22 protein-coding genes and 3 tRNA genes are annotated in these 25,173 nt (G+C 60.8%); 10 read left to right on the top strand and 15 right to left on the bottom strand.

What is annotated here, in order from left to right; translation table 11 throughout:
- Window positions 1-51: 51 nt before the first annotated feature.
- The 4 genes from ASE94_RS03020 to ASE94_RS03005 all read right to left on the bottom strand — a co-directional run bounded on the left by ASE94_RS03020 (window position 52) and on the right by ASE94_RS03005 (window position 1,047).
- A tRNA-Gln gene (locus ASE94_RS03020) sits at window positions 52-126 on the bottom strand.
- Between the two features lie 223 nt (window positions 127-349).
- Window positions 350-424: transfer RNA gene (locus ASE94_RS03015), tRNA-Val, on the bottom strand.
- A 27-nt stretch (window positions 425-451) separates the two neighbouring features.
- Window positions 452-526: transfer RNA gene (locus tag ASE94_RS03010), tRNA-Val, on the bottom strand.
- A 161-nt stretch (window positions 527-687) separates the two neighbouring features.
- The gene (locus tag ASE94_RS03005) at window positions 688-1,047 is read right to left on the bottom strand and encodes a response regulator (RefSeq protein ID WP_061909614.1); all 360 of its coding nucleotides are present in this window, start codon (window positions 1,045-1,047) and stop codon (window positions 688-690) included.
- A 198-nt stretch (window positions 1,048-1,245) separates the two neighbouring features.
- On the opposite strand from ASE94_RS03005, the gene ASE94_RS03000 reads away from it, so the two are divergent.
- A complete protein-coding gene (locus ASE94_RS03000; RefSeq protein WP_061909616.1) occupies window positions 1,246-2,142 on the top strand; it encodes an N-formylglutamate amidohydrolase in 897 nt (298 codons plus the stop codon).
- 58 nt (window positions 2,143-2,200) lie between these two features.
- Window positions 2,201-2,998: a histidinol-phosphatase gene (hisN, locus tag ASE94_RS02995; RefSeq protein ID WP_062629150.1), complete on the top strand. Its 798-nt coding sequence runs from the start codon at window positions 2,201-2,203 to the stop codon at window positions 2,996-2,998.
- 3 nt (window positions 2,999-3,001) lie between these two features.
- On the opposite strand, the gene ASE94_RS02990 is transcribed toward hisN, so the two are convergent.
- From ASE94_RS02990 to ASE94_RS02975, 4 genes are all read right to left on the bottom strand, one after another.
- A complete protein-coding gene (locus ASE94_RS02990; protein ID WP_062629149.1) occupies window positions 3,002-3,523 on the bottom strand; it encodes a TadE/TadG family type IV pilus assembly protein in 522 nt (173 codons plus the stop codon).
- A complete protein-coding gene (locus ASE94_RS02985) occupies window positions 3,520-4,056 on the bottom strand; it encodes a TadE/TadG family type IV pilus assembly protein (protein WP_062629148.1) in 537 nt (178 codons plus the stop codon). The genes ASE94_RS02990 and ASE94_RS02985 overlap by 4 nt, the downstream gene beginning before the upstream one ends.
- Window positions 4,053-5,369 (bottom strand): TadE/TadG family type IV pilus assembly protein, encoded by a 1,317-nt coding sequence (locus ASE94_RS02980; RefSeq protein WP_062629147.1) that lies wholly within the window; start codon window positions 5,367-5,369, stop codon window positions 4,053-4,055. Before ASE94_RS02980 ends, ASE94_RS02985 begins: the two co-directional genes overlap by 4 nt.
- Window positions 5,370-5,432: 63 nt before the next feature.
- Window positions 5,433-6,407: an alpha/beta hydrolase gene (locus ASE94_RS02975; RefSeq protein ID WP_162236033.1), complete on the bottom strand. Its 975-nt coding sequence runs from the start codon at window positions 6,405-6,407 to the stop codon at window positions 5,433-5,435.
- 407 nt (window positions 6,408-6,814) lie between these two features.
- On the opposite strand from ASE94_RS02975, the gene ASE94_RS02970 reads away from it, so the two are divergent.
- The 8 genes from ASE94_RS02970 to ASE94_RS02935 all read left to right on the top strand — a co-directional run bounded on the left by ASE94_RS02970 (window position 6,815) and on the right by ASE94_RS02935 (window position 17,654).
- The gene (locus ASE94_RS02970) at window positions 6,815-7,270 is read left to right on the top strand and encodes an Hsp20 family protein (RefSeq protein WP_061909628.1); all 456 of its coding nucleotides are present in this window, start codon (window positions 6,815-6,817) and stop codon (window positions 7,268-7,270) included.
- A 362-nt stretch (window positions 7,271-7,632) separates the two neighbouring features.
- Window positions 7,633-8,106 (top strand): DNA starvation/stationary phase protection protein Dps, encoded by a 474-nt coding sequence (gene dps / locus ASE94_RS02965; protein ID WP_046144029.1) that lies wholly within the window; start codon window positions 7,633-7,635, stop codon window positions 8,104-8,106.
- 594 nt (window positions 8,107-8,700) lie between these two features.
- Complete coding sequence (gene gltB / locus ASE94_RS02960; protein WP_348270946.1) at window positions 8,701-13,374, top strand: glutamate synthase large subunit; 4,674 nt, start codon at window positions 8,701-8,703, stop codon at window positions 13,372-13,374.
- A 103-nt stretch (window positions 13,375-13,477) separates the two neighbouring features.
- Window positions 13,478-14,905 (top strand): glutamate synthase subunit beta, encoded by a 1,428-nt coding sequence (locus ASE94_RS02955; RefSeq protein ID WP_061909632.1) that lies wholly within the window; start codon window positions 13,478-13,480, stop codon window positions 14,903-14,905.
- Window positions 14,906-15,228: 323 nt separating this feature from the next.
- Entirely contained in the window at window positions 15,229-15,774 is a 546-nt protein-coding gene (hpt, locus tag ASE94_RS02950) for a hypoxanthine phosphoribosyltransferase (RefSeq protein ID WP_061909634.1), read from the top strand.
- 184 nt (window positions 15,775-15,958) lie between these two features.
- Complete coding sequence (locus ASE94_RS02945; RefSeq protein WP_061909815.1) at window positions 15,959-16,345, top strand: hypothetical protein; 387 nt, start codon at window positions 15,959-15,961, stop codon at window positions 16,343-16,345.
- A gap of 14 nt (window positions 16,346-16,359) precedes the next feature.
- Complete coding sequence (locus ASE94_RS02940; RefSeq protein WP_061909636.1) at window positions 16,360-16,866, top strand: sigma-70 family RNA polymerase sigma factor; 507 nt, start codon at window positions 16,360-16,362, stop codon at window positions 16,864-16,866.
- Window positions 16,863-17,654 carry an anti-sigma factor gene (locus tag ASE94_RS02935; RefSeq protein ID WP_061909638.1) on the top strand — a complete coding sequence of 264 codons (792 nt, stop codon included), beginning with the start codon at window positions 16,863-16,865 and terminating at the stop codon, window positions 17,652-17,654. Before ASE94_RS02940 ends, ASE94_RS02935 begins: the two co-directional genes overlap by 4 nt.
- 176 nt (window positions 17,655-17,830) lie before the next feature.
- On the opposite strand, the gene ASE94_RS02930 is transcribed toward ASE94_RS02935, so the two are convergent.
- The 7 genes from ASE94_RS02930 to ASE94_RS02905 all read right to left on the bottom strand — a co-directional run bounded on the left by ASE94_RS02930 (window position 17,831) and on the right by ASE94_RS02905 (window position 25,165).
- Window positions 17,831-18,850, bottom strand: a complete 1,020-nt coding sequence (locus ASE94_RS02930; protein WP_061909640.1) for a dipeptide ABC transporter ATP-binding protein — start codon at window positions 18,848-18,850, stop codon at window positions 17,831-17,833.
- Window positions 18,850-19,833: an ABC transporter ATP-binding protein gene (locus ASE94_RS02925; protein WP_062629145.1), complete on the bottom strand. Its 984-nt coding sequence runs from the start codon at window positions 19,831-19,833 to the stop codon at window positions 18,850-18,852. The genes ASE94_RS02930 and ASE94_RS02925 overlap by 1 nt, the downstream gene beginning before the upstream one ends.
- Window positions 19,833-20,753, bottom strand: coding sequence for an ABC transporter permease subunit (locus ASE94_RS02920; protein ID WP_062629144.1), 921 nt, complete (start codon window positions 20,751-20,753; stop codon window positions 19,833-19,835). The genes ASE94_RS02925 and ASE94_RS02920 overlap by 1 nt, the downstream gene beginning before the upstream one ends.
- A complete protein-coding gene (locus tag ASE94_RS02915; RefSeq protein WP_062629143.1) occupies window positions 20,753-21,676 on the bottom strand; it encodes an ABC transporter permease subunit in 924 nt (307 codons plus the stop codon). Before ASE94_RS02915 ends, ASE94_RS02920 begins: the two co-directional genes overlap by 1 nt.
- A 106-nt stretch (window positions 21,677-21,782) precedes the next feature.
- On the bottom strand, window positions 21,783-23,405 hold the full coding sequence (locus tag ASE94_RS02910) for a peptide ABC transporter substrate-binding protein (protein ID WP_062629142.1): 1,623 nt from the start codon (window positions 23,403-23,405) through the stop codon (window positions 21,783-21,785).
- Between the two features lie 312 nt (window positions 23,406-23,717).
- A complete protein-coding gene (locus tag ASE94_RS20830) occupies window positions 23,718-23,882 on the bottom strand; it encodes a hypothetical protein (protein ID WP_156351794.1) in 165 nt (54 codons plus the stop codon).
- Window positions 23,879-25,165 carry an acetyl-CoA C-acetyltransferase gene (locus tag ASE94_RS02905; protein WP_062629141.1) on the bottom strand — a complete coding sequence of 429 codons (1,287 nt, stop codon included), beginning with the start codon at window positions 25,163-25,165 and terminating at the stop codon, window positions 23,879-23,881. Before ASE94_RS02905 ends, ASE94_RS20830 begins: the two co-directional genes overlap by 4 nt.
- Window positions 25,166-25,173: the final 8 nt, after the last annotated feature.

The raw sequence follows: 25,173 nt of genomic DNA, 5'->3' as shown, positions 1-25,173 counted from the left end.
AGCCGCGCCGTGGCACACGCCTAGCTCATCAGCACAACAATGACCTTGAAATGGCTGGGGTGCTAGGATTCGAACCTAGGAATGCCGGTACCAAAAACCGGTGCCTTACCACTTGGCGACACCCCAACTGTGGCGGGTTCCTACACGGTTTAAAACGAAGGCGCAACACGGGTTGCGCCTTGTTCACAGACCCGCGCCGCGCCACCTCAAAGCGCCGTCCCTCCCGGATCAGACGACAGCCACGATCATAGATTCCGCGGCAACCGCGCCAGCGCAATGTCCGCTCAAGCGTCGAAACGCGCAGCGCCGGCAAACCCGTCACAGCCGATCATCGCGATTAGGAAAAGAATGGTGGGTGCGACAGGGATTGAACCTGTGACCCCTGCCGTGTGAAGGCAGTGCTCTCCCGCTGAGCTACGCACCCGCTGCTTAGCGGCAGGGAAATGAGAGATGGTGGGCGTAACAAGGATCGAACTTGTGACCCCCTCGATGTCAACGAGGTGCTCTCCCGCTGAGCTATACGCCCATCTCTCCGGGACCGATTCAGCGTTCGCCGTTCCGGTGGCGCGGATAAACCATGAAGCGACCAATGGGTCAATAGGTTCATTTCCGCGCCTGTGGATTTCTTCGTTCGCATGCCTTCCAAAAGTGGATACCGGTTTTGCGACAAAGGCATGCGCGTCACCATCAGGCGGCGAGCAGTCGCTCCACTTCCGACACCAGGTCCTTCAAATGGAAGGGCTTGGACAGGACCGAGGCATCCTTGGGCGCATCGCTGTCAGGATTAAGGGCGACGGCGGCAAAACCGGTGATGAACATGACCTTGAGGTCAGGATCGAGTTCGGTGGCGCGGCGCGCCAGTTCGATCCCGTCCATTTCCGGCATCACGATATCGCTCAAGAGCAGCGAGAACGGCTCTTCGCGCAAGCGTTCATAGGCGGAAAGCCCGTTGTCGAAGGACACGACATCGTAGCCCGCATTCTTGAGCGCCCGCGTAAGGAACTGGCGCATATCATTATCGTCTTCGGCGAGCAGAATTCGCTTCATCAAAAACCTCTAAAAGGGCCCGTTCGGCGGTGAGTCGGTCTTTAGCGATGTTTAATTCAGATTTGAGCGGACGCAAACCGGCTCAATCAAACCTGCGCTCTTTTTGCTGGCGTCTGGACAAGTTGGTTGCGCCGCGCGACACTTGGGTGACAGCAAATCACTCGACTGCGCCGTCCTGGTGCCGTCTGCGGAGGCAGCGTGCGATCCGACTATTGGGATCAACCGGCATTTGAAACCATCCGGCCCCGCCGCATGGTCGCGCCCATCGTTTTCAATTCGCCCCATTCGGGCCGCAACTATCCCCCGCGCTTCCTTGCGATGACGCGGCTCGATCACCTGTCGATTCGCCAGTCCGAAGACGCCTTTATCGACGAGCTGTTTTCGCGCGCACCCCATCTTGGCGCCCCGCTTTTGCGCGCGCATTTCCCGCGCGCCTATCTCGACGTCAATCGCGAGCCCTGGGAACTCGATCCCACCATGTTCGTCGAGCCGCTCTCGGACCGGTTCAACACCACCTCGCCGCGCGTTGCAGCCGGCCTCGGCACGCTCGCCAAGGTGGTCGCCGAAAACAAACCTATCTATCGCGATCGCCTGACGCTCGAAGATGCGCGCATGCGCATCGAGGGCATTTATCATCCCTATCACGCCGCGCTCCAAAACCTCCTCAGCGAGGCATCCGCCAGCTTCGGCGTTTCTGTGCTGATCGATTGCCATTCCATGCCGCGCCTTGGGCGCCATGGCGAGCGCGCCACGCCCGATATCGTGCTCGGCGATCGCTATGGCACGACCTGCTCGCCCGCCCTGATCGACCTTGTCGAAACCGGTTTCAGCGCTGCGGGCCTAAAAGTCGCGCGCAATCGGCCTTATGCCGGTGGCTTCTGTACCCGCGCTTATGGAAGGCCGCAGCATGGCGTCCACGCCCTCCAGATCGAGATCAGCCGTCATCTCTACATGAACGAGGCAACGCTCGAAAAAAGCGCCGGCTTCGAGCCGCTGCGCCAACTCGTCGAGAGCATGATCCACGCCGTCATCGGCATCGATCTCGTGCAATTGGCGATGCCGCAGGTCACGCCCGAGCGCGCTGCCGCCGAGTAGCGCTTGTCAGGCGCCGAGCCAGCCAATACACCTTGCCCGCCCCCGGCCGAGGATTTTCATGACCAGCGCCACGCCCGATTTCGCCCGCGTCGAAGCAACGCTCATTGCGGCCGCCGAAGCTGCTGCCGCGCACACCTTGCCGCTCTTTCGCTCTGGGCTTGCTGTCGACAACAAGCTCGCCGTGGGCTTTGATCCGGTGACCGAGGCCGACAAGGGCGCCGAAAAAGTCATCCGCACCATCATCGAAGACGCTTTCCCCGATCATGCCGTCATCGGCGAGGAATGGGGCACGAGCGGCGAGAGCCGGTTTTCCTGGATCATCGACCCGGTCGATGGCACCAGGGCCTTTATTTCGGGCGCGCCCGTCTGGGGCACGCTGATCGGCTTTGCCGTGGATGGCGTCGCCGTCGCCGGCATCATGAGCCAGCCCTTTATCGGCGAAACCTTCCTCGCCGTCCCCGGCCAATCCCGCTACATCCGCGGCGATATCAGCCAGCCCAATCGGACCACCGCACTCACCGATCTGTCGGCAGCCCGCGTCTTCGCCACGACGCCGCGTCTCTTCAACACGCCCGAACTCCTCGCCAAATGGCACGCGATCGAAGCCGCTACCCGCCTCCAGCGCTTCGGCATGGATTGCTATGGCTATGCGCTCCTCGCCTCCGGCCATGCCGATCTCGTCATCGAGCCCTATCTCAACACCTATGACATCGCCGCCCTCGTCCCCATCATCCGCGAAGCCGGCGGCGCCGTCGCCTGCTGGGACGGCTCGGAGCCCACCGGCGGCGGCAATGTCATCGCCGCGGCCAATGAGACGCTGCTCGAAAAAGCACTGGCGCTCGTCAACGCGGCTTGAAAGTTATTGGAAGGCGATCGAAGACACGAAGCGCGGCCGGTAGGCTGCGCGCGCCGAAAACGTGACGTCGCTGATCCCGAACCCGGCGACCATCGCTTCATGCGGCACGAAGCTCTCCGTCAGCAGCACCGAATCTCCATCAGCCATCTCGGGGAAAAGCGAGGTGTTGAGTGCGGTGCCGGGCACGTTGTTCCCCACGGTCTGCGACCAGCGTAGAACGAACTCGCCGTTCACACGCCCGATACTGCTGACACGCAATCCACCGTCATTGGCGCTATAGACCGTCTGCCGCAAAAGGGTCAGCATGTCCGTGAGCTTGGCCTTGGTCAGTGAGGACTTTTCACGCGCCAGCATGTCACCGATGGTGAACGTTGCTTTCTCGACGTTTTGCGCCGTTCGAAACATATCGAAAGCTGTTAGCGACGCGAGAAGCAGCGCCATCAATATGGGCAGGAACATCGCAAACTCCGTCGCCGAAGCTCCACTCTCATTCTTTAAGAACCGAATGAAAATCTGCGTCATCATGCGGGCTCGTTGATGAATGCGGATTTGGAAATGAGCCGTAGCGCGCCGCTCTCGTCCTTGTTCAGTGCAAGCGATAGGCCAAGGCCGGGCGTTATTGGAGAAACGACGTAACAAGCGCGCACGAACATAATGTCCGATCGCGCGCCACCATTAAAGCGCAGCACCGGGGCAATCTCACTTCGCCGGTCAACGCATCTGGTGTCATCGGTTGGATAGCTCGCCGCCCCAGCGGTTATGGGGATCAATTCGAGTGCCATTGAGGCCTCGCAATTGAGAAGCACCATAGCGCGCTCGCACACTTTTGCCCGCATCGCTTCATGCGTAGGATTGGCAAATGTGCCAAGGCGCAGTTCGCGCACCGTCATGTCGACTGCCCGGTCAAGCATGATCGACTGCAGCATGATCCAGCCGCCTTCAAAGGTCGAAAAGATGATGGCGAGCAGCATGGGCACAACCAGCGCGAACTCGACCGCTGCAGCGCCACGCGTGTCCCTGCGGAGCCATCGTGCCAAGGTGAGAATGGATAGGCTCATTGGGTGAGCTTCAAGCTTTGGATATTGTTGGCGATCGATTGAAACGCCAGCGTGATGCCGCTGCCCGTCACATTGTAGAAGTGGCTGGCGCTCGAGGCGCAGGTCGTGAGGTCGGCGTTGGTGGTGTAAAATCCGATCGTAAAGACAATCACGCCCTTCTCTTTGGCAACTTGGCAAACGCGGCGCAGCGACGTCGAGGCAGCCGACTGTGATTGGTAATCGTTGTTGCTTGCACCGCCTTCGGGATTGCGCGGATAGTTATACAAGCCAGGCTTCGGACGCCGTTGGGCGGAGATACCGCCATCCGTCATCAGCACCAGAATTTTCAGTGTTTCACTATCGTCGAACGCAGCAGGGCGATTGGCAAACTGCATAGGGACCTGTCCCGCTGCCGCCATCCGTCCGATAAATGGCCGCGCGGAAGGATCCAGCAGTAAAAATCCCCAGTTTGTAGCGACGCCGGAACCAGTCCCGTCATGAAGTTTGAGGCTATCGATCCTCGTCTTCAGCGCGTTCGCATTATTCGAGAGATAGGTGATGGAGGTTGCTTCATACGGGCAGTAGGACCACTCCTTGCCGGCAGGGTTGTCCTTATGGTTCTCGGTAAAATGCGGCACTTGAGCGCGTTGGTTGAACGCTACCCAGCCGGTGCCGTAGTCCTTATTGCCCGCGTGGTCGAATTCAACGCAGGACGAGTAATTGTGCTGACGGGTCACACCGAGAAGCCCGAAGGCGATGGAGCCGACATTGACCGTACCCGCATAAGGCACGATGCTGATCGAGGTATAGGGCGCGGTATCAGGCGTGATCATCGCATCGATGAATTGCTTGGCCGCAGGCCGCAACAAACTGATACGAGAAGGACTGTTTTCAGTCATCGAGCCCGAGATATCGAGCATCAGCGAGATTTCGAGGTTCTGCTTTCGCTCCTGCGCGGTAGCCGTTGCCACCATCGGCAGCGTGTTGATGCCGATGAGCGGCAAAAAGCTGGTTTGCATCTCATATCGCCCGGTAATCGTTACCGAGCGGTGGTTCAACGCAGCTGTGTAATCGTAGTCGAGATCGACCTGATCAATGAATGTAACGGTCTTGAGGTACTCGCGCGCCGTCGCTTCGACCGATTTCTTCTGAGTCAGCGCCGCTGCTGCTAGTACAGCGCGATCGACACCATCTTGAAGCTGAACACGGTGCATCTCATAGCGCGCGATATCGGTAGCGCCGCCTGCCAAGACCAACATCGGTATGATCATAAAGGCAACGATAATAGTCACGTTGCCATTCTGGTCGGCCAGTAATTGCCTGAAAAGACGCACTTCGGCCCCTCGTGATCCTTCTGGATCAGGAAAAACCCTTAGTGAGATTGCCCTAAGAAACGCTTAGCGGGTCTGATTTGTGATGAAGGCGTCGAAGGCCGCCAACACTTGGCCGCGCACGGGGTCGGTTTCCATGAACAGTTCATGCTTGGCGCCGGCGACGACGACGTGCCGTCCATTGCGCAGCCGCAGGCCGAGCTGTTCGAGCGCCGGGGTGGAGACGATCGTGTCGCGCGCCGCGGCAAGCACGAGGAGCGGGATCTGCAGCCGGCTCGCAAACTCTTCGCGATTGGCTTCGACCATGGCGCGCATGGCGGCAGCGAGCCAGCGGAAGCTGGGCGAGCCGAGATAGAGACTATCGTCGGCACGAATGGTTTCGACCATGCGCATATAGCGCAGCATGTCCGAGGTCAGGGGATTGTCGAGAAAGCTTGCCTCGGTCGGCCGCTTGTCGCCCCGCCGCTTGAGCGGCACGGCGCCTAACCCGATAAAACTCAGGACTTCGGCAAAGCCGCCCCAGGCGCCAAGACTGTCTTCCATGCCTGAAAGACTGACCATGGGCGCCGACAGAAACATGCGATCGAACATCATCCGGTCGCGCGTCGCGGCAAAGAGCGAAGCGAGCCCGCCCATGGAATGCCCGACGAGATAGAATGGCGGCGGGCAGTCGGGCAGCAGGATTTCGCCATGAAAGGTCTTGAGATCGGTCCAATAATCCTCGAACCGGTCGACATAACCCACCGCCGGATTGCCGATCAGCCGGTCCGAACCGCCCTGCCCGCGCCAATCAAAGGTCGCGACCGCAAAGCCGCGCGCCTGGAAATCGGCGACCGTCTCGAAATACTTCTCGATATATTCCGTGCGTCCCTGGACGAGGCACACCGTGCCACGATGCGGCCCCGCCGATTTCGGCCAGATCGCATAGCGCAGCTTGACCCGATCAGGGGTCGTCACAAAGCCCAGCCGAACGCCGTCCGGCACCGGATTGGATGGGACGATGGCAAGCTTGGGTCCAGTGGGATCGACCTTTGCGGTCACGGGCGCCTCCGAATTTGAGCCGCACGATAAACGCGCGAGGTAAAGAAAAGCCAGCATTCCGGGCTGGCGGAACACTGGCTTTCTTTTACCGACGGTTCCGTGCGGGGGGCGGGTGACGGAACCGCTTTGTAGACCGTGTGGCCTACGCTGACTTTATGCGCCCCAGCGCCTGAACCGGGCCGGACCCTATCATTCATATTCGGTTCATCGGGCACGCCATGAGAGATGCGTTTTTCCCCTCTTGAACCCCGAAAACCCGCACCTAAATATCATTCGTTCGCCGGATTTCCGGGGACACCGGCCCTGCCAAACGGTCGCTCGCCACTTCTGGGAGCACCACGGGAGCCGTCGGCGAGGGGTGCCAAATGCACCCGAAAACACACGTTGCTTTACGGAGAATGTGACAAATGCAGACCTTTGATTTTTCCCCCTTCTATCGCTCCACCGTCGGCTTTGACCGTCTGTTCAACCGCCTCGACACGCTGGGCACCCAGGAAACCAAATCCTACCCGCCCTATAATATCGAGCGCACCGGCGAAGATGCCTATCGCATCTCCATTGCCGTAGCCGGGTTCTCCAATGGCGATATCGCTATCGAGACCAAGGAGAACAGCCTCGTCGTCAAGGGCGCAAAGGCCGCCGAGAGCGCCGATGCCAAGCGCGAGTTCCTCCATCGCGGCATTGCCGAACGCGCCTTCGAGCTGCGTTTCCAGCTTGCCGATTATGTCGAGGTTCAGGGCGCAACGCTCGAAAACGGCCTGCTCCATCTCGAACTGAAGCGCGAACTGCCCGAAAGCAAGAAGCCGCGCACCATTTCGATCAATGGCAGCACCCCGACGATCGAGGACAAGTCGGTTAACTAACTAGGAGCCGGCGCGAAGCGCAAAATCGCTCCGGTGGAGCGATTTTAGGCAACTAGGCCATGAGAGCTAGGCTCGAATGGCGAAGTCTCCGGAATGAAGAAGGCGCGGTCCCCCGGGGCCGCGCTTTTTGTTTGTCAGCCTAGCCAACCACCGGAGCGTTCCTCCCCCTATCAGGGGGAGGTTAGGTGGGGGTATTGAGAGCCACGACGCCGAGCGTGCCTCACCCACAGCAGAAGGCCCCGACTGAGAAAATCGCGCTCCGACACCCCACATCACAAGGAACGAGTCCCAACCGCCACCAGTTGAAGATGCACACGGCTCAAGAGCCCTCAGTTTCAAAACCAGCGTCAGGACCATTCCCGATGAAGACTCCCTCGATCACCCTCAAATCCAATGCCAAGGCCGCCGTCATCGACGTGCTCAATGCGCGCCTTGCCGACGCCATCGACCTCGCCCTGATCACCAAGCAAGCCCACTGGAATTTGAAGGGCCCCAATTTCATCGGCGTCCATGAAATGCTCGATCCCATGCGCGCGGCAATCGACAATCACGTCGACATCATCGCCGAACGCGTCGCCCAGCTCGACGGCATTGCGCTTGGCACCAGCCAGGTTGTCGCCAAAGCCACGAGCCTCGAAGCCTATCCCACCGATATCCGCAAGGTTGCCGATCACCTCGCCGCCCTCGCCGAGCGCTATGCTGCCCTCGCCAACCAGGTCCGCGAAGATATCGACACCACCGACGAAGCCGGCGATGCCGACACGGCCGATATTCTCACCAATTTCTCGCGCGAGCTCGACAAGGACCTGTGGTTCATCAAATCCCATCTCGAATAGGATTTACCCGCCATTAACCATAAAAAGCGCGCCGACCAGCGCGCTTTTTGCGTTTTCTAGCGTGGTTCTCCTACGCTTTCCTATTCTTTCGCCAGCAAAGTCCTATTATTTGTGTCTCAAATCTGGCAAAAGCGCTTGCTCGCAGTTTGGAATTATGCAAATGTGAAGGCGTTAGGGCAGTGCTTCTGTCCTATCTGACGCGCACCCCGCTCTCCGCGGCCAAGTGCGCACGCTGGTTCGGCTGGCCCGTTACAGGATAGCGGAAACGAATAGGCGGAGCTAAGATAGCTCGAATTATGAGCGGCCATTTGGATGCAGCGCCGCTCCCCACGCATGGACGCGACTTTGTTCGCTGAGCCGTACGAAAAGTACGACCCGGTCGAAAAGCGTGCCCACTGAGGAACAAGACTGCATCCAGCGGGCCGGCACCGGCACCATCAGGATGCATACGACATAGCGAACCAAGCCTGGCAACAGGCACGATCAGATAGCGAGGAACACGATATGGCACACGAGACGAACGGATTTTCCCTTCCGGTCACCGCGAAAGCCAATGCTCGCAAAACCACGCTGATCGAGAATGGGCACCGCGTCATCGCAGATGATCGCGCCGTCGTGACTGGCCGTCCGCATGCCCAGGGTCTCTACGATCCGGCCAACGAATCCGACGCCTGCGGCATCGGCATGATCGCCAATATCAAGAACAAGCCCAGCCACGAAGTGGTCGAAAAGGGTCTCGAAATCCTCGAGAACCTCGAACACCGTGGCGCCGTAGGCGCTGACCCCCTGATGGGCGACGGCGCCGGCATTCTGGTGCAGACCCCGCACGCCTTCTTCGAGAAGGTGCTGCCCTTCGCCCTGCCGGAAAAGGGCCACTACGCCGTGGCCATGATCTTTTATCCCAACATCGTCGCCCTGCGCGATCGCTGCGCCGCCGCCGTCCGCGCCTGCCTTGATGCCGAAGGCCTCGAACTCCTTGGCGAGCGCGTCGTCCCCTTCGACAATTCAAAGCTCTCCGAAGGCGTCATCGCCACCCAGCCGATCATCGAGCAGATGGTCATCGCCCGCCCCGATGGCCTGACCGTGGATGAGTTCGAGCGCAAGCTCCTCATCGTGCGCAAGGTGATCTCCAACACCGTCTATGCCCAGGTCCCCGAAAGCGACAGCGACAACGGCTTTTACGTCGTCTCGATGTCGGCGCGCACGCTCGTCTATAAGGGCATGTTCCTCGCCTATCAGCTCGGCGCCTTCTATCCCGACCTCTCGGACGAAAGTTTTGAAAGCGCCATCGCGCTCGTCCACCAGCGCTTTTCGACCAACACGTTCCCAAGCTGGAAGCTGGCGCACCCCTACCGCATGACCACCCACAATGGTGAAATCAACACCATCCGTGGCAACGTCAACTGGATGGCCGCGCGCCAGGCCTCAGTCTCCTCGCCGCTCTTTGGCGATGACATCACCAAGATCTGGCCGATCTCCTATGAAGGTCAGTCCGACACCGCCTGCTTCGACAACGCGCTCGAATTTTTGGTACGTGGCGGCTATTCCCTGCCCCACGCAGCCATGATGCTGATCCCCGAAGCCTGGGCCGGCAATCCGCTGATGGATGAAACGCGCCGCGCCTTCTACGAATATCACGCAGCCCTGATGGAGCCATGGGACGGCCCGGCCGCCATGTCGTTGTCGGACGGCCGCTATGTCGTCGCGACCCTCGACCGCAACGGCCTCCGCCCGGCGCGTTACCTCGTCACCAAGGAAGGCCACGTCGTCTTGGCCTCCGAGTCTGGCGTGCTCGATATCCCGGACGAAGACATCGTCGAGCGCTGGCGCCTGCAGCCCGGCCGCATGCTGCTGATCGATCTCGAAGAAGGCCGCATCATCTCCGACGACGAAATCAAGAAGGTTCTGGCCACCAAGAACCCCTATGCCGAATGGCTTGCCCGTTCGCAGATCGTCCTTGAAGACCTGCCCGAAACCGAACCCAAGGCCCCGACCACCTCGGAAAGCCTCCTCGACCGCATGCAGGCCTTTGGCTACACCCAGGAAGACATCAAGCTCCTGATGGCGCCCATGGCGACCACCGGTCAGGAAGCCGTCGGCTCGATGGGGACGGACACGCCGATCTCGGCGCTCTCCAACAAGTCGAAGCTCCTCTACACCTATTTCAAGCAGAACTTCGCGCAGGTCACCAACCCGCCCATCGATCCGATCCGCGAGGAATCGGTGATGTCGCTGGTCTCCTTCATCGGCCCGCGCCCCAACATCTTTGATCTCGAAGGTGTCTCCAAGCAAAAGCGCCTCGAAGTCCGCCAGCCCATTCTCACCAACGAGGACCTCGAAAAGATCCGCGGCATTGGTGACATGGAAGACAACCAGTTCAAGACGCGCACCCTCGACATCACCTATCATGTGTCCCAGGGCGCCGAAGGCATGGCCAAGGCCCTCGACGACCTCTGCGCCGTCGCCGAAGAAGCCGTCCGCGGCGAATACAACATCATCATCCTCTCGGACCGGCTCGTTGCCGCCGACCGCATCGCCATTCCGGCGCTGCTCGCGACCGCCGCGGTCCACCACCACCTGATCCGCAAGGGTCTGCGCACCTCCTCCGGCCTCGTCCTCGAAACCGGCGAAGCCCGCGAAATGCACCACTTTGCCATGCTCGCCGGTTATGGCGCCGAAGCCATCAACCCCTATCTAGCCTTCGAAGCCCTCGCCGCGCTCCACGCCGAAGGCGAATATCCGCCCGAAGTCTCGGCCGACGAAGTCGTCTACCGCTACATCAAGTCGGTCGGTAAAGGCCTTCTCAAGGTCATGTCCAAGATGGGCATCTCGACCTATCAGTCCTATTGCGGCGCCCAGATCTTTGACGCGGTCGGCCTCAACTCGGACTTCGTGAAGAAGTTCTTCTTCGGCACCGCGACCTCGATCGAAGGCGTCGGCCTCGCCGAAGTGTCGGAAGAAACCGTGCGCCGTCACGCCGAAGCCTTTGGCGACGATGTCGTGCTCAAGAAGTCGCTCGATGTCGGCGGCGAATATGCCTATCGCATCCGAGGCGAAAAGCACGCCTGGAGCCCCGACGTTGTTGCCGATCTCCAGCACGCCGTCCGCACCTTCGAGGAAAGCCCGGAAACCGCTCGGGATCGCTACGACAGCTTTGCCCAACGCGTAAACTCGGGCGAAAACGGCTATCTCGCCATTCGCCACCTCTTCGATATCAAGCCGATTGGCGAAGCCGTTGCCATCGACGACGTCGAACCGGCTGTCGAGATCGTCAAGCGCTTCGTCACAGGCGCCATGTCCTTCGGCTCGATCTCGCGCGAAGCCCACACGACGCTCGCCATCGCCATGAACCGGATCGGCGGCAAGTCCAACACCGGTGAAGGCGGCGAAGAGCCCGATCGCTATAAGCCCCTGCCCGATGGCTCCAGCAACCCGCTGCGCTCTGCCATCAAGCAGGTTGCCTCCGGTCGCTTCGGCGTCACCACCGAATATCTGGTCAATGCCGACCAGATCCAGATCAAGGTTGCGCAGGGCGCCAAGCCCGGCGAAGGCGGCCAGCTGCCCGGCCACAAGGTCGACTGGATCGTCGCCAAGACCCGCCACTCGACCCCCGGCGTCGGCCTCATCTCGCCCCCGCCGCACCACGACATCTATTCGATCGAAGATCTCGCCCAGCTCATTTACGATCTCAAGAACGTCAACGAAGAGGCCGACATCTCGGTCAAGCTCGTGTCCGAAATGGGCGTCGGCACGGTTGCGGCCGGCGTTGCCAAGGCGCGCGCCGATCACATCACCATTTCCGGCTATGATGGCGGCACGGGCGCGTCGCCCCTGACCTCGCTCAAGCACGCCGGGGGCCCCTGGGAAATCGGCCTTGCCGAAACCCATCAGACCCTCGTTCTCAACCGCCTGCGTTCTCGGGTAAAGCTGCAGGTCGATGGTGGTTTGAAGACCGGTCGCGACGTCCTTATCGGTGCCCTCCTCGGCGCCGACGAATTCGGCTTCTCGACCGCGCCGCTGATCGCGGCCGGCTGCATCATGATGCGCAAGTGCCATCTCAACACCTGCCCGGTTGGCGTCGCCACCCAGGACCCGGTGCTGCGCAAGCGCTTCAAGGGCACGCCCGAGCACGTCATCAACTACTTCTTCTTCATCGCCGAAGAACTGCGTGGCCTGATGGCATCAATGGGTGCCCGTACGCTCAACGAACTGGTCGGCCGCTCCGACCTCCTCGATCAGCGCCGCGCCGAAGACCAGTGGAAGAGCGAAGGCATCGACCTCTCCAAGGTCTTTTATAAGCCCGAGCCCCTTGGCGGCGACACGCTCTACCATTCCGAGCTGCAGAACCATCACCTCGAAGAGGTCTTGGATCGCAAGCTCATCGAACACGCAGCCCCGGCTCTCGAACACGGCACTGCCGTCCAGTTCGAGCTGCCGATCCGCTCGCGTGACCGTTCGGCCGGCGCCATGCTTTCGGGCGCCCTCGCCAAGAAGTACGGCCATGAAGGGCTCAACGAAGACACGATCTCGATCACCCTCCGCGGCACCGCCGGCCAGGCTTTTGGCGCCTTCCTCGCCAAGGGGATCTCGATCGACATGATCGGCGACGCCAATGACTATGTCGGCAAGGGTCTTTCCGGCGGCCGCATCGTCGTCCGCCCCTCCGACAAGGTGACCTTTGCGCCCGAAAAGTCGATCATCGTCGGCAACACGGTGCTTTATGGCGCCATTGCCGGTGAAGCCTACTTCCGCGGCATTGCCGGCGAACGTTTCGCCGTCCGCAATTCCGGCGCCATCGCTGTCGTCGAAGGCACGGGTGATCACGGCTGCGAATACATGACCGGCGGTCTCGTCGTCGTCATCGGCCCCACCGGCCGCAACTTTGCCGCCGGCATGTCCGGTGGTGTCGCCTATGTCCTCGACGAAGACGAAACCTTCCGGTCCCGCTGCAACCTCGCCATGGTCGATCTCGAACCGGTGCAGGAAGAAGAAGACCTGATGCGCAAACTTCACCACCATGGTGGTGATCTCGAATGGCACGGTCGCGTCGACATTTCCGGCGACATGACCAAGCACGACGACGAGCGCCTCCATCAGCTGATCTCGAACCACCTGCACTATACCGGCTCGACCAAGGCCAAGATGATCCTCGACAACTGGGCCGAAATGCGCCCCAAATTCGTCAAGGTCATGCCGGTCGAATACCGCCGCGCCATCCTCGAAATGGAACGCAAGCGCGGCGCAACCCCGCACGTGGCGGCCGAATAACGACCGAACAAACCCACTGGATCATCCTCGCCCTAGCGGGGATGATCCCGAGAAATGTTGAGACGAGCGCTTTCAGCGCCGAAAATCAGATAGGGAAAAAGCCATGGGTAAGGTAACCGGCTTTCTCGAGATCGAACGCGAAGAGCCCCGCTACGAGCCGGCCTCCGACCGCATTCGTCACTTCGGCGAATTCACCATTCCGATGACCGAGGGCCGCATTGTCGACCAGGCGGCGCGCTGCATGGATTGCGGCATTCCGTTCTGTCACGGCGACACCGGCTGCCCCGTCCACAACCAGATCCCCGATTGGAACGATCTCGTTTACAACGGCGATTGGGAAGAGGCCGCGCGCAACCTCCACTCGACCAACAATTTCCCTGAATTCACCGGCCGCATCTGCCCCGCGCCCTGCGAGGAAGCCTGCACGCTCAATCTTGAAGACGCGCCCGTCGCGATCAAGACTGTCGAGCAGGCCATCGCCGATAAGGCGATCCGTTCGGGCTGGGTCAAGCCGCAGATCGCCAAGGAAAAGACCGGCAAGAAGGTCGCCGTGGTCGGCGGCGGTCCCGCCGGTCTCGCTGCGGCCCAGCAGCTCGCCCGCGCCGGTCACGAAGTCCACCTCTTCGAGCGCGAGCCCAAGGCCGGCGGTCTCCTCCGCTATGGCATTCCCGACTTCAAGATGGAAAAGGAACACATCGACTTCCGCACCGCGCAGATGGAAGCCGAGGGCGTCACTTTCCACTATGGCGCCAATATCGGCGTCAACAAGCCGCTCTCCGATCTCCAGCGCGACCACGATGCGGTCTTACTCTGCGGCGGTTCGGAACGTCCGCGCGAAGTCGATGTCGAAGGCCAGCAATTTGCCGGCGTTCACTATGCAATGCCCTTCCTCGTCCAGCAGAACCGCCGCGTCGGCTATGAAGACGTCTCGGGCGAAATGCAGCTGACCGCCGCCGGCAAGCATGTCGTCGTAGTCGGGGGCGGCGATACCGCGTCCGATTGCGTCGGCACCTCCTTCCGCCAGGGCGCCATCGCCGTCACTCAGCTCGACGTTCGCCCCATGCCGCCCGAGCTGGAAAACAAGCTCACGAACTGGCCCAATTGGGCGGTCAAGATGCGCACCTCGTCCTCCCAGGCCGAAGGCGCCATCCGCGAATTCTCCGCCGGCACGATGAAGATCATCGGCAATGCCAAGGGCCAGGTCTCGGGCGTCGAATGCGCCCGCGTCGACCGCAAGCGCCAGCCGATCCCGGGTTCGGAATTCATCATCAAGGCTGACATGGTTTTGCTGGCCATCGGCTTTGCCGGCCCGGTCGTCGAAGGCATGCTGAGCGAACTCGGCGCCGACCTCGACAAGCGCGGCAATCTCTTTGCCGACACGATGAGCTACCGCACGTCCAAGCCAAAAGTCTACGCCGCCGGCGACATGCGCCGCGGCCAGTCCCTCGTCGTCTGGGCCATCCGCGAAGGCCGCCAAGCCGCCCGCGCCATCGATTTCGATCTGATGGGCAAGACAGACCTGCCGCGCTGAGAAGCGTACCGAAGGCAGAAGGCCATGGGAGCTACGCTCGAATGGCGGTGTGCAATCTGTCCTTGCCCGTCTAGGGCTGGGATTTGACCTCGATGCAATCTAAAACTCGATTGTCACCCCGGCGAAAGCCGGGGCCCATCTTGAGATCTTAGGATCGATCTCGGCTCAAGGCCGGGATGACAGCCAGCGAATTTGCGACAAAGTGCTGCGATTGGTTGGTGCCCCCCGCGCCGCTAACGAAACTGCACCCAATTCCCGCTTTGGCTACCCTCAAAGCTAACGGTCTGCTAACAGTTCCGCCTCTCGCGTGACTCGGATCTGCCATGACCCAAAAGCCCTATGTCGTCGATGAACTGATCTCGGCCAAGTCGATCGCCGCCCGCGTCGAGGCCCTCGCCAAAGAGATATCCACGCATTTTGCCGATACCGACAAGCTCGTCGTCGTCGGGCTTTTGCGCGGCTCCTTCATCTTCATCGCCGACCTCGTCCGCGAACTCGACTTGCCGGTCGAAGTCGATTTCATCGAGGCTTCGTCCTATGGCAATGCCATGGAATCGAGCCGGGAAGTCCGCATTCTCAAGGACCTGCGCGGCGAAATCGCCAATCGCGACGTCCTCGTCGTCGAAGACATCATCGACACCGGCCACACCCTCAAGCACGTCCTCGAAATCCTCGAGACGCGCCACCCGCGCCGCATGGAAGTCTGCGCCCTCCTCTCGAAACCCAGCCGCCGCGAGACCGAAATTAACGCCAAATGGCTGGGCTTTGAAATCCCCGATCGCTTCGTCGTCGGCTATGGCATCGACTACGCCCAGCGCAATCGCAACCTCCCGCACATCGGCGCCGTCCGCTTCACCGACGAGGCCTGATCAGGCCCTCATAGGGGCCCACCGGCTGTCATTCCGGCCTCGAGCCGGGATCCATCCTGAGATTTTCAGGGCTTTTCATCCCGACGACAAAAATTTCAAGAGAACGGGATTAAACGAACGCCGCCGGTGTTCGTCTTCCTGCAGGCCGCATTGCGTGGCTGCTGCAAGGAGAAAACCAATGATCCTGCGTTCCGTTCTCGCCGGCGCCTTTGCGCTGGCCCTCGTCGCCGCTCCCGCCTTTGCCACCGACTATGTCGGCGGCGCCGTCAAATCCACTGATATCGCTGGCAAATCCGTCCTGACCGATGCCAATGGCATGACGCTCTATATCTTCGACAAGGACACAGCCGGCGTCTCCAACTGCTACGACACCTGCGCCGAAAAGTGGCCCCCGCTTTTCGCCGATGCCTCTGCCAAGGCGGAAGGCGATTTCACCATCGTCGACCGTACCGACGGCACGAAAATGTGGGCCTATAAATCTATGCCCCTCTACTATTGGTATGAAGATACCGCAGCCGGCGAAACCAAGGGTGACGGCGTGGGCGGTGTCTGGCATCTTGCCATCGAATAATCCCGAGGCCGATTTTGGCTGACATCCTGCACGAGATCGAAGACGCTGTCCCCGCTCTGCGCCGCTATGCGCGCGCGCTGACGCGGGATATCGATCGCGCCGACGATCTCGTGCAGGATTGTCTCGAACGCGCCATTTCCCGGCGTCGGCTGTTCCGGCCGTCTGGTCCAGTGCGCCCCTGGCTTTTCACCATTCTCGTCAATCTCTACCGCAACAGCCTTCGCGGTCAGCGCCGCCGCGGCGAAACGCTTGATCTCTCGAGCATTCCCGAGCCAGCGGTCCCCGCCGCCCAGCCCGGCCATCTCGCGCTTGCTGAACTCGCCCGTGCCATCGACACCCTGCCGCCTGAGCAAAAGGAGGCTCTGCTTCTGGTGACCCTCGAAGGCCTTGCCTATAAGGAGGCCGCCGACATTCTCGCTATTCCCCTCGGCACGCTGATGAGCCGCCTTGGCCGCGCCCGCGCGACGCTGAAAACCCTGACTGGCGCGCCCGCCGAACCCCATCTGAGGACCGTCAAATGAGCGACATCACCCGCGATACGCTCATGGCCTATGTCGATGGGCAGCTCGATCCCGCGCGCTGTGCAGAAGTCGAAGCGTTCCTTGCCACAAATCCGGATGCGGCAGCTGAAGTCGCGCTCCTGCAGCGTCAAGCCGACGCTATCCGAACCCTTTACGCTCCAGCCGGCGCCGAGCCCGTGCCCCCACGTCTCTCGGTAAACCGTCTCGCCCGCGCCCAAGATCAGCGCCGCAGCCGGTTTTGGACCCAGGCTGCCGCTGCCGTCGTGCTTCTCAGCCTCGGGCTTGGCGGCGGCTGGCTCATTCGCGGCAATACCGATACGCCCGCCATTGCCGATCGTCTTATCGCCGATGCCGTCAGCGCCCATACCGTCTATGTGCTGGAAAAGCGCCACGCCGTCGAAGTCGGTGGCGACGAACAAGAGCATCTCTCCTCCTGGCTTTCGAACCGCCTCCAGACCACTCTCGCCATGCCCGACCTCACGGCATCCGGCCTCACCTTCCTCGGCGGCCGCCTGCTCCCCGCGGCTGATGTCCCCGGCGGCAAGGCCGCGCAGCTAATGTACGAAGACACCAATGGCGAGCGCCTGACGCTCTACATCACCCCGCGCCCCGCCGCTGACGCCCCCCGCACCGAAGTCGCCACCCTCGGCCTCGACACCGCGCTCTTCTGGGCCGATGACGTCCTCACCTGCACCATCACCGCCCCCTATTCGGCGGAAAAACTGCAGGGGATCGCCGGGTCCGTGTTTTCCCAGCTCAATCCGGGCACACCGAACTACCGGACCTGATTGGCTCTTGCACGGCCCACAGCCCCACTCTTTGTCACCCCGGCCTTGAGCCGGGGCCCATCCCCAAATCTCAAGATGGATCCCGGCTTAAGGCCGGGATGACAGCCAGAGAGTGTTGAAAATCAAAAAAAATGGCGGACACCAGGTGCCCGCCACTCTCCAACTTTGAGAAACTCTTATGCCGGAACGACAACCGGCGCTTCGACTTCGATCTCCCGCCAGCGAATGCAGGCGACGAGCCGCCCGCCCTCGATCGATTCAAGCGGGGGCCGCGTTTCCGCGCATTGTGGCTTGGCGAACCGGCAGCGCGTGCGGAATGTGCACCCCGATGGCGGATTGATCGGCGATGGAATTTCGCCCTTGAGCGCATCGATATTGCGCTGTCGCGCCAGTTTCGGATCGGGGATGGGCACCGCCGTCAGCAGCGCCCGTGTATAGGGGTGCTTTGGGTCCTCATAGATCTCGTCTCCGGTCGCAAGCTCAACAATCCGCCCGAGATAGAGCACGAGGATGCGATCCGACACGTGCCGCACCACCGAAAGGTTGTGCGAGATGAAGATCAGCGTCAGCCCGAATTCGTCCTTGAGCTCGGCCAAGAGATTGAGAATCTGCGCCTGGATCGACACGTCGAGCGCGGAAACCGGCTCGTCGCAGACGATCAGCTTCGGGTCGGTGATCAGCGCCCGGGCAATGCCGATACGTTGCGCCTGCCCGCCCGAAAATTCGTGCGGATAGCGGTTGATCATTTCGGGCAAGAGGCCGACCGCTTCCATGGTCTTGACGACCTTGGCGCGACGATCGGTCTTGTTCATTTCCGGACGCAGCGTCTTGAGCGGATCTTCGATGATATCGCCCACGGTCATGCGCGGATTGAGCGAAGCCAGCGGATCCTGGAAAATGATCTGGAGATCAGCGCGACGCTTGCGCATTTCTTCGGCCGGCAGTTTCGTCAGGTCCTGGCCAAGCCAGAGCACCTGGCCCTCGTCCGGCGAGAGCAATTGCAGGATGCAGCGGCCGAGCGTCGACTTGCCGCAACCGCTTTCGCCCACGATCCCGAGCGTTTCGCCCTTCTTGACCGAGAAGTTGATATTTTCAAGGGCCGTCAGGCTCAGCGCACGGCCGAAAAGCCCGGTAGAGATTGAAAAGGTCTTCTTGAGGTCCCTGATCTCGATCAGATTGGTTGGGGTCTCGATCATTACGCGACCTTTCCATATTTGAGCGGGCCTTCATAGAAACACGCCTTCTCACGCCCGCTTTCGGTGGGCATCAGCGGCGGACGTTCCTCGAGGCACCGGTCGAAGCAGAAGGCGCAGCGCGGATTGAACGAGCAGCCCTTGGGCAGGTGTTCAAGGCTCGGCGGCAGGCCCTGGATCGGGTCGAGCCGCGCCGCGCGCTGGGCGATATGTGGAGTCGAGTGCAAGAGCCCAAGGGTGTAGGGGTGGCGCGGATCATAGAACAGATCGTCGACCGTGCCCTTTTCGACCGCCCGGCCGCCATACATGACCATCATGCGATCGGCGACGCCGGCAACGACGCCGAGATCATGGGTGATGATCACGAGCGAGGTGCCAAAGTCTTCGGTCAGCGACTTGAAGAGATCGAGCATCTGCGCCTGCACCGTCACGTCGAGCGCCGTGGTCGGCTCGTCAGCGATCAGGATTTTCGGCTGGCAGAGGAGAGCCATGGCGATCATCACGCGCTGGCGCATGCCGCCGCTCATCTCGTGCGGATAGGCATTGGCGCGCTTGACGGGTTCGGGAATGCCGACCCGTTCCAGCATCTCGATCGCGGTCTTTTCGGCCTTGCCCTTGTCGAAACCGCGATGCTTGACCAGCACTTCGGCAAGCTGGGTTTTGACCCGCAGGCTTGGATTGAGCGAGGTCATCGGATCCTGGAAAATCATCGCGATATCCTTGCCGCGGATGCGATCAAGGCGCGATTTCTCCATGCCGACGAGATTGACGTCGCCCAGCATCGCCCGGCCGCTGGTGCGGCCGTTCTTGGCAAGCAGGCCCATGATGGAGAGGAAAGCCTGGCTCTTGCCCGAGCCGCTTTCGCCCACCACGGCAAGCGTTTCTCCCGCTTCGAGCGAGAAGTTGAGGTCGTTGACCGCGCGCACTTCGCTCTCATGCAGAGCAAAGGTGACGCCGAGGTCTTCTACGGAAAGAACTTTGGTCATCAGCGATCCTTGGGGTCGAGCGCGTCGCGCAGACCGTCCCCGATATAGGTGAGGCAAAAGAGCAGCGTGACGAGCACAGCCGCTGGCGCAAGCAGCATCCAGGGCATGACTTCGGCAACCGGCGCACCGGCCGAAATCAGCGTGCCGAGCGAGGTCTGCGGCTCCTGCACACCAAGGCCGAGATAAGAGAGGAAGCTCTCGGCAATGATGATTTCAGGAATAGTCAGGGTTGCGTAGATCACCACCGGCCCGGTCAGGTTCGGAACGATGTGGCGCATGATGATGGTGAAGGGCTTTGCCCCACCGGCACGCGCCGCTTCGACGAATTCCTTCTCCTTGATCGAGAGCGTCTGCCCACGCACGATACGCGCCATGGTCAGCCATTCGATGGCGCCGATACCGACAAACAGCAGCACCGGATTACGACCGAACATCACGACGAGAATGATGACGAAGAGAATGTAGGGCAGCGCATACATGATATCGACGATGCGCATCATCACTGCGTCGACCCGGCCACCGAAATAGCCCGCCACAGCGCCATAGACGACGCCGATCGTCACCGACACAAAGGTCGCGACAAACGCGACTATCAGGCTCATCTGCGTGCCCTGCAGCACGCGCGCGAGCATATCGCGACCGTTCTGGTCGGTCCCGAAATAGTGCCCCACCTCGAAATTGGGCGGCTTGCGGATATTGCTCCAATCCACCTGGGAATAGCCCCAAGGCACGAAATAGGGCCCGATGATCGCAAGGATGACGATCGTCACCAGGACGAAAATCGAGATGAGGGCCATCTTGTTGCGCACGAGGCGCCGCATGGCGTCCTGCGTCAGCGAACGGCCCTTGGGCGCGTCAAGCGTCGCGAGCTTATTGGCATAGGTCGTGAGGACCTGGTCTTTACCGGTCAGGCCAGCCATCAGCGGTACCTCACCTTGGGATCGAGCCAGGCATAGACGAGGTCGACGATCAGATTGAGCGCGAGAATAATGAACATGTAGAGGATGGTCGTCCCCAGAACGACGCCATAGTCGCGGTTGAGCGCGGCGGTGACGAAATATTTGCCGATACCGGGCAGGCCGAAAATCTGTTCGACGGCCAGCGAGCCGGTGAGGAGATAGGAAAGGCCTGGTCCGAGATAGGACACGACGGGCAGCAGCGCCGGCTTGATGGCGTGGCGCGATAGCACCAGACGCTCACCAAGACCTTTCGAGCGCGCAGTGCGCACATAATTGGTGCCAAGCACTTCGATCATCGAGCCGCGCATCAGGCGCGAAATGCGCCCCGCATGCGGCCACGCAAGCACGGTCACGGGCAGAATGAGGTGCCAGACGCTCCCGCTGACCCAGCCACCGGCCGGAACCCATTTAAGGTACACGCCGAACCAGAGCTGCAACAGCGCTGCCATCAGGAAGTTCGGGATGAGCACGCCCACCATGACGGCGAGCACCAGCACATAGTCCGGCCACTTGTTCTGATAAACGGCGGCGACCATCCCGGCGAGCATGCCGATTGCGGTCGCGATCACGAAGGCGCAGAGCGCCATGGTCAGCGTGAACGGAAAACCGATGGAGATGAGCTGGCTAACATTGAAGCCGTCGATCACCATCGAGGGACCGAGGTCGCCATGCAAAAGGCGCCAGATATAGAGGAAATACTGCACGACCAGCGGCTGGTCGAGATTGTAGTGCGCGCGCAGGTTCGCCAACACGGTCGGGGGCAAGGCACGCTCGCCGTCGAAGGGACCACCGGGCGCAAGGCGCAGAATGAAGAAACAGGCTGTGACGGCAATCAGTGCGATCGGAATAGCCGAAAGCACACGCCGTAAGGCATAGGCCAACATGTATCGTGAACTCCTAAGCCGTTGCGCCAGAAACGGAGGGGCCGGAGGGCGCTAGACGGCAAAAGAACCGTGGGGGCACCGGGCCCCCACGTTTCGTATTTTCCGCTTATTCCGACTTCGAGAGCCATCGGGTGCGGAAGATGTTCTTCGCATTTTCTTCGAAGCCCGAGATCTTGGGCGATACGACGTCCTTGGACACGTACCAGTAGATCGGGATCGCAGCGAAATCGTCCATGGCGATCTTTTCAGCCTGGGCCAGGAGCTTGGCGCGGGCATCGAGATCGAGCTCGGTCGAAGCCTGGCTCAGGAGGCCATCGAACTCTTCGTTCGAGAAGCGACCATAGTTGTTACCCCAGTTCATCGTGCCGGCCTGGTTGGTGCCGGTCTTGAGGAGGTCGAGGGTATTGGACGGATCGGAATAGTCGAGCAGCCAGCCGGCACGACCGACCTGGAAGTCGCCGGCGCGCAGCGCATCATAGTGCACGGCGGTTTCGGCGTTGAAGAGCTCGACCTTCACACCAAGCGGCTCCCACATGGCGGCAATCGCCACGGCGATGCGCTGGTGGTTGTCATTGGTGTTGTAGCGCAGCTGCAGGGTCAGCGGCTTGTCAGGACCATAACCGGCTTCGGTCATCAGTTCCTTGGCATGCTCGACACGCTCTTCATAAGGCGTCGAAGCCCATTCCGGCATGTAAGCATCGGCTTCGGCGACATAGTTGTTGGTGCCAGGCGGCACCCAGCCATAGGCTGGCAGTTCGCCCGTGCCCAGGATATCGGGCCCGATCACTTCACGCAGGACCGTCGTCGACAGCGCTTCGCGGATGCGGACGTCGGAGAGCACCTGGCCCTCTTCTTGGTTCATCACGTAGTAATAGACACCGAGGAACGGCACGACGTGTGCCTGGCCCGGCATATTGTCCTGCAGCCACTGATACTGGTCGGCGGGGAAGTCGGTCAGGATGTCGAATTCACCGGCGCGGTAGCGGTTGAGCGCTGCGGCCTGATCTTCGAGCACATGGTAGAAGACTTCGTCGATCTTGACGTTGGCGGCATCATAATAGTCCGGGTTCTTTTCCGAACGGACATAGGAGCCTGGCAGCCATTCCTTGATCAGGTATGGGCCATTGCCGACGATGTTGGATACATTGGTCCACTGGTCGCCGAACTTTTCAACCAGATGCTGCGGAACCGGATAGGCGGTGTAGTGCGTCAGCGCATCGAGGAAGAACGGGGTCGGCGCTTCGAGCGTGATTTCGAGGGTCTTGTCGTCGATCGCCTTGACGCCAAGCTCGTTGAAATCGGTGATTTCGCCCGAGTTGATCTTTTCCGAGTTCTTGATCGGGAACTGGAGGTAAGCATAGTCCGCGGCAGTTGCCGGGTTGAAGAGGCGCTGGAACGCGAAGACGAAATCGCCCGCGGTTACCGGCTCGCCGTCCGACCACTGGATGCCGTCACGAAGGTGGAAGGTGTAGACAGTGCCGTCTTCCGAAATGTCCCAGCTTTCAGCCTGGCCAGGAATGGCCTCGGCCTTGGCGTTTTCCGTAAGCAGGCCTTCAATGTAATCGCCGATGACGCGGTTTTCCCAGTCACCCGAAGCCTTGTGCGGATCCAGTGTGCCCGGATCACCGCCATTGTGCAGCTGCAGAGTAACGGCTGACGCCGCCGTCGACATCATCAGCGCCATGGCGCCGGCGGTTGCGATCGCCTTGAAGGCTGTCGTGAACGTCATTGTCGTCCCATCTCCTTGTGGAATTCTTGAATTGTATTCCGTGTGTTTGCCCACACGGCCCCACCCTTTCACAAAGGCCCTCGCCTTTGCTCAAGATTGCTGGACGGTATCTCGCGAAACCGTCCACTGACAAGCAAAAGATTGACCTAAGCGTAAACGTGCGACGTTTTGTTAACATCCTGTAAGCCTTGGCAATGCTTTCCGGTTCACAACGCCTTGAGGGAAACTGGTTCCCTAAAAGGCCATTATGCGGAATAGCCGCCTCCGACGCCGGAAGATCCTGCGCCTCACGCCTGTCATTTGCAGGAAGACTTATTGGCCCATCATGCCGGACTTGCTGACGAAATAAATCGCCAGCGCGATCGCCAATAGCACGGCAAAAGGCAGCCACGAGGGCATGGGGCCGCGCGGCTTTTTAGGTTGCGGCGGCTCGGGCTTTTTCTCGGGCCGCCGGAATTTGATGACATTATCGCTCATAGAGCACTTTCTACCAGCGCAGCGACGCCCATACCACCCGCCGTGCACACGGAAATCAGTGCGCGCTTGCGCGTCTCTGTGGACAACAGCTTTGCCGTCAGTCCCAGGATGCGCGCGCCAGTCGCTGCGAAGGGATGTCCATAGGCAAGGCTCGAGCCCTTCACATTGATCTTGGCTGGATCGATTTCCCCGAGCGCTTCGTCACGCCCGAGCACATCCTTGCAATAGGCGGGGTCTTTCCAAGCCTTGAGGGTGCAGAGCACCTGCGCCGCAAAAGCCTCGTGCAGTTCGAAGTAATCGATGTCGGCAAAGCCGAGACCGGCCCGCTCCAGCATTTCGGAAACCGCAATGGTCGGCGCCATAAGCAGCCCTTCGCCGTGCGCAAAATCATTGCCGGCAACGCGACCCATAGTGAGATAGGCAAGGATCGGCAGTCCGCGCGCCTTCGCCCAGTCTTCGCTCGCGAGCAACACGCCGGCGGCGCCATCCGTCAGCGGCGTCGAATTGCCGGCGGTCAGCGTGCCATGGCCTGAGGATTTGTCGAATGCGGGCTTCAGCGTCGACATCTTGTCGAGATTGCTGTCGGCGCGGACATTGTTGTCCCGCACCAGCCCGGCACACTGGACGAGCAGGTCATCATGAAAACCCTCATCATAAGCCTTGGCCGCATTACGATGGCTCGCTACCGCCAACTCATCCTGGCTGCGGCGGGATATGCCCCATTCGCGCGCCATCAATTCACAGTGCTGGCCCATGGACATGCCGGTGCGCGGTTCATTGACCGATGGCGCCACAGGCGTCAGTTCGCCAAAGGAAAATCCCTTGGTGAATGCCTTGAGCTTGTCGCCCGTCGTCTTGGCGCCATTCGCATCGAGCAGGCGATGCTGGAATTTCGAGCCGAAGACGATGGGGCTGTCCGAAACCGTATCGGAGCCCGCGGCAATGCCACTGTCGATCTGCCCCGAGGCGATCTTGCCGGCGAGGACCAGCGCCGCCTGGAGGCTTGTGCCGCACGCGATCTGCATCGTCGTGCCCGGCGTCCGCGGCGAAAGCCCAGCGTCAAGCAATGCCTCTCGGGCGATGTTGAAATCGCGCGAATGGTTGATCACCGCCCCCGCGATCACCTCGTCGATTTTCTCGCCTTTCAGACCGTACTTGTCCGCGATCCCGCCAATGGTCGTCGCGAGCATGGAAAGATTGGTTTCGTCAGCATAGGCCGTGCCGCCACGGGCAAAGGGAATGCGGGCCGAACCGACAATGGCAACGCGCTTCAATTCAGTCATTATCCTGC

This window comes from Devosia sp. Leaf64, assembly GCF_001421945.1.
In the GTDB taxonomy this organism is placed as follows: Bacteria; Pseudomonadota; Alphaproteobacteria; order Rhizobiales; family Devosiaceae; genus Devosia.
This window is presented reverse-complemented; position numbering and strand designations above follow the sequence as displayed.